Here is a 2,468-nt window from a genome sequence, read left to right as displayed (position 1 = left end):
CGGCTCGGACAAGCCGAGCCAGGCGCTGCGGCGCGGCCGCAAGACCTCCTCGATGTGGCTTGCCATCGATGCGGTGAAGAAGGGGGAGGCGGATGTCGCGGTCTCCGCCGGCAATACCGGCGCATTGATGGCGATGTCGCGCTTCCACCTGCGTACCCTGAAGGGCATCGACCGCCCGGCGATCACGGGGATATGGCCGACCAAACGCGGGGAATCCGTCGTGCTCGATCTCGGCGCCACCATCGGCGGCGACGCCCATCATCTGGTGTCGCTGGCGCTCATGGGGGCGGCCACGGCGAGCGTGCTGTTCGACAAGAAGCGGCCGACGGTGGGGCTGCTCAATATCGGAACCGAGGAGATCAAGGGGCACGAGGAGATCCGCGAGGCCGGCGAAATCCTGCGTGCCCGGAACCTGCCGGAGCTCGACTATATCGGCTTCGTCGAGGGTGACGGCATCGGCAGAGGGGTGGCCGACGTCATCGTCACCGAGGGTTTCAGCGGCAATATTGCGCTCAAGGCCGCCGAGGGAACCGCGCGGCAGATGGCCGAATTACTCCGCGAGGAGATGCAGCGGAGCTGGTTGTCCAAGCTCGGCTACCTCTTTGCCCGCAGCGCCTTCCAGGCCCTGCGCAACAAGATGGACCCGAACAAGTCGAATGGCGGCGTGTTCCTTGGGCTGAACGGACTGGTGGTGAAGAGCCACGGCGGAACCAGCGCCGAAGGCTTTGCCTATGCGATCGATGTTGGCTATGAGATGGCCCACTACGATCTCCTGAACAAGATCAATCAGATGCTCAACCGCGAGGGTGGGGCACTCAATTCCGTGCAGCCCGCGCCGGAGGATGTTTCGTGACCAAAATTCGTTCGGTCGTGCTGGGCTGCGGCTCTTACTTGCCGGAGCAGGTGGTGACCAACGCCCAACTGGCGGCGCGTATCGACACGTCCGACGAGTGGATCGTGCAGCGCACCGGCATTCGCGAGCGGCACATCGCGGCCGAGGGCGAGTTCACCTCGCATCTGGCGATCAAGGCGGCGCAGGCTGCGCTCACCGATGCAGGTCTCGACGCGCAGTCGATCGACCTGATCGTGCTGGCGACCTCGACGCCCGACAATACTTTCCCCGCGAGCGCGGTCGCCGTGCAGCACGGGCTCGGCATCAATCATGGCGCCGCGTTCGATCTTCAGGCGGTGTGCTCGGGCTTCGTGTTCGCGCTCGCCACGGCCGACAATTTCCTGCGCACCGGCGCCTTCAAGCGCGCGCTGGTGATCGGCGCCGAGACCTTCTCGCGCATCCTCGACTGGAACGACCGCGGCACCTGCGTGCTGTTCGGCGATGGCGCAGGCGCAGTCGTGCTGGAGGCGCAGGAGCAGCCCGGCGATGCCGCCACCGACCGCGGCATCGTCACCACGCACTTACGCTCTGACGGCCGCCACAAGGCAAAACTGTTCGTCGACGGCGGACCGTCCTCGACCCAGACCGTCGGTCATCTGCGCATGGAGGGCCGCGAGGTCTTCAAGCACGCGGTCGGCATGATCACCGACGTGATCGTCGATGCCTTCGAGGCGACCGGGCTCAATGCCGACAGCATCGACTGGTTCGTGCCGCATCAGGCCAACAAGCGAATCATCGACGCCTCCGCCCACAAGCTCCACATCGCGCCCGAGAAGGTGGTGCTGACGGTGGACCGTCACGGCAACACTTCGGCGGCCTCGATTCCCCTGGCGCTGGCGGTGGCGCGCAAGGACGGCCGCATCAAGCGCGGCGACATGGTTTTGCTGGAGGCGATGGGCGGCGGCTTCACCTGGGGCTCCGCGCTCGTGCGCTGGTAGGGCCACAGTCGATAAAATTTTGCCCGAATCTACGCCGATTATCGATGCGTCTGCATTGATGAGCGCTGTTGACCGCCGTATCGTAACCTCATAATTTCAGACAACAATTGTTCGCCGTGATGTGGGGCAGGGCGATGACCGATCAAAGTAAAACCGTAACGCGTGTCGATCTCTGCGAAGCCGTCTACCAGAAGGTGGGGCTGTCGCGGACGGAATCGTCTGCGTTCGTGGAACTCGTGCTGAAGGAGATCACCGACTGCCTTGAGAAGGGCGAGACGGTGAAATTGTCCTCGTTCGGCTCCTTCATGGTCCGCAAGAAGGGCCAGCGCATCGGCCGCAACCCGAAGACCGGCACCGAGGTGCCGATCTCGCCGCGCCGGGTGATGGTGTTCAAGCCATCGGCGATCCTGAAGCAGCGGATCAACGGCCAGCACCGCGCCAATGGCGATGCCAGCAAGACTCAACCCGAGGCGTAAGTCCGCCTCGCGCGAAGGATTTGGCATTTGGACAAGGCGCCGGATGCGTTCCGAACCATCAGCGAAGTAGCGCAGGAACTCGACATTCCGCAGCACGTGCTGCGGTTCTGGGAGACCCGATTCTCCCAGATCAAGCCGATGAAGCGCAGCGGCGGCCGCCGC

Annotated in this window: 4 protein-coding genes; all 4 read left to right on the top strand. The window is 64.3% G+C overall.

Going from position 1 to position 2,468, the window contains the following annotated elements; genetic code table 11:
• Positions 1 to 853: phosphate acyltransferase PlsX (gene plsX, locus PMI42_RS12475; RefSeq protein ID WP_008134375.1), on the top strand; the 853-nt coding region annotated here is incomplete at its 5' end.
• Positions 850 to 1,830, top strand: coding sequence for a beta-ketoacyl-ACP synthase III (locus PMI42_RS12470; protein ID WP_008134373.1), 981 nt, complete (start codon positions 850 to 852; stop codon positions 1,828 to 1,830). The genes plsX and PMI42_RS12470, both read left to right, overlap by 4 nt.
• Positions 1,831 to 1,964: 134 nt before the next feature.
• Positions 1,965 to 2,306 carry an integration host factor subunit alpha gene (locus tag PMI42_RS12465; protein WP_193376334.1) on the top strand — a complete coding sequence of 114 codons (342 nt, stop codon included), beginning with the start codon at positions 1,965 to 1,967 and terminating at the stop codon, positions 2,304 to 2,306.
• 27 nt (positions 2,307 to 2,333) lie between these two features.
• Positions 2,334 to 2,468, top strand: a 135-nt coding sequence (locus PMI42_RS12460; protein WP_008134370.1) for a MerR family transcriptional regulator, incomplete at its 3' end; no start/stop codon positions are given.

The sequence above is a fragment of the Bradyrhizobium sp. YR681 genome, assembly GCF_000282615.1.
Lineage (GTDB): Bacteria > Pseudomonadota > Alphaproteobacteria > Rhizobiales > Xanthobacteraceae > Bradyrhizobium.
Note: the sequence above shows the minus strand (reverse complement) of the source record. Positions and strands in the feature narration are given on the sequence as shown.